This window comes from Streptomyces coffeae (genome assembly GCF_016741875.1).
Classification (GTDB): Bacteria; Actinomycetota; Actinomycetes; order Streptomycetales; family Streptomycetaceae; genus Streptomyces; species Streptomyces coffeae.
In genome coordinates, this window is sequence record NZ_JAERRF010000073.1 from 1 (window position 1) to 8,820 (window position 8,820).

Here is an 8,820-nt window from a genome sequence, read left to right on the forward strand (position 1 = left end):
GGCGAACGACCATCCCAGGCCCCTGGTCACCGCAACCCTCACCCGGAAGCAGCCCGACACCCACGCACTGACCCACACACTCGCCCAACTCCACACCACCACCGGCACAGCCATCGACTGGACCGCCTGGTACCCGGCGGATCCCACCCCCCGCGTGATCGACCTACCGACCTACGCCTTCCAGCACCAGCGTTTCTGGCTGGCGCAGCCCACCGCACGGACCAGCGGAGGTGGCCGTACGAGCGAGGACCCGGCCGAGGCGCAGCTCTGGCACGCCATCGAAGAGCTCGACGTGGACACCCTGAAGTCCACCCTCGGACTCGACGAGGGCAGCCCCGGCATCGACGCCCTGCTGCCCGCCCTCCCCGTTCTGTCGGCTTGGCGGCGTCGGCATCGCGAGCAGGCCGTCATCGACTCCTGGCGCTACCGGGTCACCTGGCAGCAACTGCCCGAGCCGGACACCGCGGAGCTGACCGGCACCTGGCTGGTGGTGCTGCCCGCCGACGGTGCGGAACACATCGCGGTCCGGGCCGCCGTGCAGGCTCTGTCCTCCCACGGCGCCACCTCGCTGCCCCTCCCGCTCCACTCCCAGGAGGTCAAGCGCGCGGATCTGGCGGAACAGCTCGCCCAGCTGGCCGAGGACACACCCTTCTCGGGCATCCTCAATCTGCTCGCGCTCGATCAGAAGCCGCACGGCGCACACCCCGCGGTGGCCACCGGAGTCGCCGCGACGACAGCGCTCGTCCAGTCGCTGGGCGACGCCGGGATCGCCGCACCGCTGTGGTGCCTCACACAGGGCGCCGTCGCCGCCCGGAGTGGCGATGTCCTCCCGCACCCCGGTCAGACGCAGATCTGGGGGCTGGGGCGAGTGGCGGCTCTCGAGCATCCGCAGCGTTGGGGCGGTCTCATCGACCTGCCCATGACGATCGGCCATCAGACGGCGAGCCGTCTCGCCGCGCTGCTGGTGTCCGGTCAACCCGAGGACCAGGTCGCCATCCGCGCGTCGGGCAGCTTCGCCCGTCGTCTCGGCCACGCCACCACCCCGGCCACAACGCCCACCAGGTGGCAGCCGTCCGGCACCACCCTCATCACCGGCGGCACCGGCGGCCTCGGCGCACAGATCGCCCGCTATCTCGCCCACCACGGCGCACCCCGACTCCACCTCGTCAGCCGCAGCGGACCCGACGCACCCGGCACCACCGAACTCACCGCGGAACTCACCGCACTCGGCACCGACATCACCATCACCGCCTGCGACGTCTCCCACCGCGACACCCTCCGCGCACTCCTCGACACCATCCCCACCGAACACCCCCTCACCACCGTCATCCACGCCGCCGGGACGATGGAGCTGGCTCCGATCGCCGAGCTGTCCCCCGAGGGGCTCGAGCGTGTTCTGCGGTCGAAGGCGCAGGCCGCCGCCCATCTCCATGAGCTCACACAGGACCACGAACTCACCGCCTTCGTCCTCTTCTCGTCGAACGCGGCCACCTGGGGCAGTGGTCAGCAGGCCGCCTACGCCGCGGCGAACACCTACCTCGACGCCCTCGCCGAACACCGCCGTGCCCAAGGGCTGCCCGCCACCAGCCTCGCCTGGGGCCCCTGGAGCGACGCGGGCATGGCCGCCGACGAAACGGCCCTCACACACCTCAAGCGACGCGGTCTCTCCCCCCTCGGCACCGACCTCGCCCTGAAATGCCTGCACCATGCCCTGACGCAGGACGACACGGCCGTCACGATCGCCGATGTCGACTGGGACCGGTTCGCGGGAGCGTTCACGGCACAACGGCCGAGTCCGCTGCTCACCCGGCTCACCACGCCCGATGCCGAGCAGCCCACGTCGCCGAGTACAGCCGGTCGCACGGCCGTGAACAGTCCGCTGCGGCACCAGCTCGACGCCGCCACCACCGATCAGCAGCTCCAGATCCTCGTCCGGCACATCCAGACGCTCGCCGCCACCATCCTCGGCCACAGCGGCATCGACGCGATCCCGCCCGCCCAGCCGTTCCAGGAGCTCGGCTTCGACTCGCTGACCGCCGTCGAACTCCGGAATCAGCTCACGGCCGCCACCGGGCTGAGCCTCGCACCCGCGCTGGTCTTCGACCACCCCACGCCGAGTGCCCTCGCCACCTATCTGCGAGCCGAACTCATGGGCCAGAAGACGGCCGTCAGTACGCATACGCCGTCGGCGGTCACGGACGACGAACCGATCGCGATCGTCGGCATGGCGTGCCGCTACCCGGGCGGGGTGCGTTCACCGGAGGGGCTGTGGGAGCTGGTCTCCACGGGCCGGGACGCCATCGCGGAGATGCCCACCGACCGCCACTGGGACCTGGACACCCTCTTCCACCCCGACCCGGATCGCCTGGGCACCAGCTACGCGCGCGAGGGCGGGTTCCTCTACGACGCGGGCGAGTTCGACGCCGCCTTCTTCGGCATCAGCCCGCGCGAAGCACTCGCCATGGACCCCCAACAGCGGCTGCTCCTGGAGACCGCCTGGGAGACCTTCGAGAGCGCTGGCCTGGACCGGGACGCGCTCAACGGCAGCAGCACCGGTGTGTTCACCGGTGGCACCTACCAGGGGTACGGCGCGGCCGGGAGCGCCTCGGCAGATGAGGTCGAGGGCTACCTGCTGGCGGGCGGAACGCCGAGCGTGATGTCCGGGCGCGTGGCGTATGCATTCGGCCTGGAGGGGCCCGCGGTGACAGTGGACACCGCGTGCTCGTCGTCACTGGTGGCGATGCATCTGGCCGCCCAGGCACTGCGGCAGGGCGAATGCACCCTGGCCCTGGCCGGTGGTGTGACGGTGATGGCCACCCCCACCACATTCATCGAGTTCTCGCGGCAGCGCGGGCTGGCCGCCGACGGCCGCTGCAAGCCGTTCGCGGCGGCGGCCGACGGCACCGGCTGGGGCGAGGGCGCCGGTCTGCTGCTGCTGGAGCGGCTGTCCGACGCACGGCGCAACGGCCACCGGGTGCTGGCGGTGCTCCGGGGTTCGGCGGTCAACCAGGACGGCACCAGCAATGGCCTGACCGCGCCCAACGGCCCGTCGCAGCAGCGGGTGATCCGCCAGGCACTCGTCAACGCACGGCTGTCCCCCGCCGAGGTCGACGTGGTGGAAGGCCACGGCACGGGGACCACGCTGGGCGACCCGATCGAGGCCCAGGCGCTGCTGGCCACCTACGGCCAGGAACGGCAGAACGGGCAGCCGTTGTGGCTCGGCTCTATCAAGTCCAACATCGGGCACACTCAGGCTGCCGCGGGTGTGGCGGGCGTCATCAAGATGGTGATGGCCCTGCGTCATGGCCTGCTGCCCGCCTCACTGCACATCGATGAGCCCAGCCCCCATGTGGACTGGAACGCGGGCGAGGTGCGACTGCTGACCGAGGCGGCACCTTGGCCCCGGAGCGAACGGCCGCGCCGGGCGGGTGTTTCGTCCTTCGGCATCAGCGGCACCAACGCCCATGTCCTTGTTGAGCAGGCCCCCGAGGTGTCCGAGCGGGTCGCGACGGAGCCGGTGGGCGACGGGCCGCCGACCGGGCCGGTGCCGTGGGTGGTCTCGGCGCGGAGTGCGGAGGCGTTGCGGGGGCAGGCGGCGGCACTGGCCAGGCGGGTGGACAACGCCCCGGAGATGGCGCCGACCGAGGTGGGGTGGTCTCTGCTCACCTCGCGGTCGCAGTTCGACCACCGGGCCGTGGTGACCGGGTCGGAACGCGATGAGCTACTGGCGGGCCTGGAGGCGCTGGCCACCGGTGAACCGCACCCGAGGGTGATAGGCCCAGGGGAAGTCACGGCCAGGACGGGCCACACCGTGTTCCTCTTCAGCGGCCAGGGCAGCCAGCGACCGGGCATGGGCGCCGGACTGTACGACCGCTTCCCCGTCTTCGCCGAAGCCTTCGACGAGGTCTGCGCACTCCTCGACCCCCAGCTCGAACACCCGCTACGGGAGGTTGTGTTCAACCCCGACACCGAGCGGACCGGGTTGCTCAACCATACGACGTATGCGCAGGCGGGGCTGTTCGCCCTGCATATCGCGTTGGCGAGACTGCTCGCCTCGGTGGGCGTCCACCCCGACGTGGTGATCGGCCACTCCATCGGCGAGATCGCCGCGGCACACATCGCCGGGGTCTTCGACCTCCCCGACACCTGCCGACTCGTCGCCGCACGCGCCACCCTCATGGGCCAACTCCCCACCGGCGGAGCCATGGCCACCATCGCCGCCACCCCCGACGAACTCACCCACGACCTCGCCCGGACCGAGGGACGGGTGAGCATCGCCGCCCTGAACACCCCTGGCAATACGGTGATCTCAGGGCCCGAGGAACTGGTGACCGGCATCAGTGAGGCGTGGGCGGAACGCGGCCGCAAGACCCGGGCGCTCAGGGTCAGCCACGCCTTCCACTCCCCCCTGATGGACCCCATCCTCACACCGTTCACCGACGCCATCACCGGACTGACCTACCACCCACCCACCATCCCCCTCATCAGCAACCTCACCGGCCAACCCGCCGACACCGACATCACCACCCCCGACTACTGGGCCCAGCACATCCGCCAACCCGTCCACTTCCACCCCGCCATCACCCACACCGCCCCAGATACAGGCATCTTCCTCGAAATCGGCCCCGACCCCATCCTCACCACCGCCACCCAACACACCCTCCACCACCTCGCCATCGACACCCCCGCCCCCCTGGTCACCGCAACCCTCACCCGCAAACAACCCGACACCCACGCACTCACCCACACACTCGCCCAACTCCACACCACCACCGGCACAGCCATCGACTGGACCGCCTGGTACCCGGCGGATCCCACCCCCCGCGTGATCGACCTACCGACCTACGCCTTCCAGCACCAGCGTTACTGGCTGGCCGCCGCCTCGACGGGCACGGCCGCCACCGAGTCGGCGGCGTCGGCCGACCGGGAGTTCTGGGAGGCCGTAGAGCGGGAGGACCTCGAGGCACTTACGGCGACACTCGACTCCCCCGCGGATCAGCGGCCCATGCTGGGCGCGGTCCTGCCGACCCTGTCGGCCTGGCGGCGGCACCACCGTGAGCAGTCGGTCATCGATTCCTGGCGGTATCGGGCCACATGGAAGCATCTCTCCGAACCATCCACGCCTCCGGCGCTCTCCGGCACCTGGCTGCTGATCATCCCCGCAGGCCACTCGGACCATCCCGCCGTACGAACCGTAGCGCAGGCCCTCACCACCCATGGCGCCACGCCTCTCCCCCACGCCATCGAGCCCGACCGCGCCGACCGGGACACACTGGGACACGAACTCGGCCCGTCGGTCTCAGGCACCGACATCGCCGGGGTGGTGAGCCTGCTCGCGCTCGACCAGGAGCCGCATCCGGACCACGCCGCCGTCCCCGCCGGGCTCGCCGCCACCCTCACGCTTATCCAGGCTCTGGGCGACACCGAGATCGCCGCGCCCCTGTGGTGCCTCACCCAAGGCGCCGTAGCCGTGGGCCCCGGGGAGCCGCTGCCCCACCCGCTCCAGTCACAGATCTGGGGGCTGGGCCGTACGGCGGCCCTGGAACACCCCCGAAGCTGGGGCGGCCTGATCGATGTCCCGACCGTTATCGACCATCACACCGCCCGCCGTCTGGCCACGCTCCTCGTCCCCGGACAGCCGGAGGACCAAGTGGCGATCCGCACCACCGGCTGCTTCGCACGTCGACTCAGCCACGCCACCACCCCGGCCACAACGCCCACCAGCTGGCAGCCGTCCGGCACCACCCTCATCACCGGCGGCACCGGCGGCCTCGGCGCACAGATCGCCCGCTATCTCGCCCACCACGGCGCACCCCGACTCCACCTCGTCAGCCGCAGCGGACCCGACGCACCCGGCACCACCGAACTCACCGCGGAACTCACCGCACTCGGCACCGACATCACCATCACCGCCTGCGACGTCTCCCACCGCGACACCCTCCGCGCACTCCTCGACACCATCCCCACCGAACACCCCCTCACCACCGTCATCCACGCCGCAGGGACATCCGACACCGAGCTTCTGGCCGATCTCGGACCGGACCGGTTGCAGCATGTGCTGGGCCCCAAGGCGCTTGCCGCGACGCATCTGCATGAGCTCACCCAGGATCTGGACCTCTCCGCGTTTGTGCTCTTCTCCTCCGGTGCCGCCGCCTGGGGCGGCAGCCGGCAAGGTGCCTATGCCGCGGCGAACACCTACCTCGACGCCCTCGCCGAACACCGCCGCGCCCGGGGACTTCCTGCCACCAGCCTCGCCTGGGGCCCCTGGAGCGACGCAGGCATGGCCGCCGACGAAACGGCCCGCTCCTTCTACAGCCGACGTGGGCTGTCGCCGCTGCGCCCGGAGCTGGCCCTCGCATCGCTGCATCATGCGCTCAATCACCGCGACACCGCCGTGACCATCGCGGACATCGACTGGGCGACGTTCCCCCTCACCTTCACCGCTCAGCGCCCCAGCCCCCTGCTCTCCGAGCTCATCACGGCCATCGGTGGCGCGGCCGATCCCCAGGGCGGAGCGACCACCACCCCGCTGCTTCAGCAGCTCAGCGGCGGCACTCCGGCCGAAGCACACCAACTTCTCCTGCACCGGATCCAGTCCCTGGCGGCCACGATCCTGGGCCATGCCGGGCCGGCCGCCATTCCGCCCGCCCAGCCCTTCCAGGAGCTCGGCTTCGACTCCCTCACCGCGGTCGAGCTGCGCGACCAGCTCACCACCGCCACCGGTGTCGAGCTGCCGCCCACCCTGGTCTTCGACCACCCGACGCCCGACGCCCTGGCCGCGTACCTGCGCACCGAACTCACCGGCGGGCAGACGGCCGTCACCGCGCATACCCCCACCGTGGCCGCCCTCGACGAACCGATCGCCATCGTCGGCATGGGTTGCCGCTTCCCCGGCGGCGCCCGTAGCCCGATGGACCTGTGGGATCTGGTGGTGGCAGGCCGTGACGCCATCGGCGAGATGCCCACCGACCGCCACTGGGAGCTGGACGCGCTCTTCCATCCCGACCCCGAGCACCTGGGTACGAGTTACGTCCGAGAGGGCGGGTTCCTCTACGAGGCGGGCGAGTTCGACGCGGCGTTCTTCGGCATCAGCCCGCGCGAGGCCATCGCCATGGATCCCCAGCAGCGGCTGCTCCTCGAAACCGCCTGGGAGACCTTCGAACACGCGGGCCTGGACCGGGACACGCTCAACGGCAGCACCACCGGTGTCTTCGCGGGTGTGACATCGCAGGACTATCTCTCACTCACCGGTGACACAGCGAGTGAGGTCGAGGGCTACGTCGCCACGGGGAACATCGGCAGTGTGGTGTCGGGCCGGGTGGCGTACTCGTTCGGCCTGGAGGGGCCCGCGGTCACGGTGGACACCGCGTGCTCGTCATCGCTGGTGGCGATGCATCTGGCCGCCCAGGCGCTGCGCCAGGGCGAATGTGCGCTCGCCCTGGCGGGCGGAGTCACGGTGATGGCCACACCGGGCGCGTTCATCGAGTTCTCCCGTCAGCGCGGACTGGCCTCGGACGCTCGCTGCAAACCGTTCGCCTCGGACGCCGACGGCATGGTGTGGGGGGAGGGTGTCGGTCTGGTGCTGCTGGAGCGGTTGTCGGATGCTCGGCGCAACGGCCACCGCGTACTGGCTCTCGTCCGCGGTTCGGCGGTCAACCAGGACGGCACCAGCAATGGCCTGACCGCGCCCAACGGCCCGTCGCAACAGCGGGTGATCCGCCAGGCACTCGCCAACGCCCGGCTCGCACCCTCCGACGTGGACGCCGTCGAAGCACACGGCACCGGTACCACCCTCGGCGACCCCATCGAGGCCCAAGCGCTGCTGGCCACCTATGGTCAGCAGCGGGGGGACAGCAAACCCCTGTGGCTGGGGTCCATCAAATCGAACATCGGCCACACCCAGGCCGCCGCCGGAGTGGCGGGCGTCATCAAGATGGTGCTGGCAATGCGTCACGGCCTGCTGCCCGCCTCCCTCCATATCGATGCGCCCAGCCCCCATGTGGACTGGAACGCGGGCGAGGTACGGCTGCTCAGCGAGGCGATGCCCTGGCCCGAGCGCGAACGGCCACGCCGGGCGGGTGTGTCCTCCTTCGGCATCAGCGGCACCAATGCCCACCTGATCCTTGAACAGGCCCCGGAATCCCGGGAACCCCACGGAGCCGCCCCCGCAACCACACCGATCGGTGGCGTGCCATGGTTGCTGTCCGCCCAGAGCGACGGGGCGTTGCGCGGGCAGGCGGCCGCGCTCGCCGGACTGCTGAGTCATGCCCCGGAGGCGGCGCCGGTCGAGGTGGGGTGGTCTCTGCTCACCTCGCGGTCGCAGTTCGACCACCGGGCCGTGGTGATCGGGTCGGAACGCGATGAGCTGCTGGCGGGCCTGGAGGCGCTGGCCACCGGTGAACCGCACCCGAGGGTGGTAGGCCCAGGGGAAGTCACGGCCAGGACGGGCCACACCGTGTTCCTCTTCAGCGGCCAGGGCAGCCAGCGACCCGGCATGGGCGCCGGACTGTACGACCGCTTCCCCGTCTTCGCCGAAGCCTTCGACGAGGTCTGCGCACTCCTCGATGCCCATCTGGATCACCCGCTCCAAGAGCTGGTCTTCAGCAGCAGCCCCGACGACGCTCAGCTGTTGGATCACACGACGTATGCGCAGGCGGGGCTGTTCGCCCTGCATATCGCGTTGGCGAGACTGCTCGCCTCGGTAGGTGTCCACCCCGACGTGGTGATCGGCCACTCCATCGGCGAGATCGCCGCGGCACACATCGCCGGGGTCTTCGACCTCCCCGACACCTGCCGACTCGTCGCCGCACGCGCCACCCT

At 70.8% G+C, this 8,820-nt stretch carries 1 protein-coding gene; it reads left to right on the forward strand.

Annotated features, from left to right (window positions below):
- Positions 1–8,820: type I polyketide synthase (locus JK363_RS40670; protein WP_201883366.1), on the forward strand; the 8,820-nt coding region annotated here is incomplete at both ends.